Source organism: Synechococcus sp. OH2 (assembly GCF_047462155.1).
In the GTDB taxonomy this organism is placed as follows: domain Bacteria; phylum Cyanobacteriota; class Cyanobacteriia; order Thermostichales; family Thermostichaceae; genus Thermostichus.
This window is the reverse complement of the sequence record NZ_JANSIR010000116.1, coordinates 36,502-36,914: the sequence shown is the minus strand read 5'-3', so window position 1 is coordinate 36,914 and position 413 is coordinate 36,502. Positions and strand designations below refer to the sequence as shown.

The 413-nt window shown below is 58.4% G+C and carries 1 protein-coding gene; it reads left to right on the top strand.

All coding sequences use genetic code 11. The annotated features are described in order from the left end of the window. Positions 1–413 (top strand): transposase (locus NW835_RS12545; RefSeq protein ID WP_414415458.1); only part of this gene is annotated, 413 nt, incomplete at both ends.

The following is a 413-nucleotide window of genomic DNA, read 5'->3' as shown; positions in this document are numbered from 1 at the left end:
GTTCTTACTACATCCAGATTTGCGTGGAGCAGGACCCACCGGAGCCACAAGACACCACCGAGGCGATGGGTGTGGACTTGGGTAGGAGAGATATTGCCCACACCTCTGAGGGGGATAACTGGAATGGACAGCAGCTAAATAAGGTGAGGGATCACTACTCCCGCTTGAGAGCGGTTCTCCAACGCAAGGCCAGTCAGGGCCCACGCAGCATTCGGCGCAGGTGTCGGGAGCTGTTGCAACGGCTGTCTGGTCGGGAGAGGCGCTTTCAAGCTTGGGTGAACCATCGCATCTCCAAGTCCATTGTTGCTAGGGCACTGGCCACCCACCGTTTTATTGCCTTGGAAGACCTGACCGGGATCCGTGAACGAGTCAACCAACAGCGGCGCAGCAAGACGGAGCGGCGGCAGGCCAAT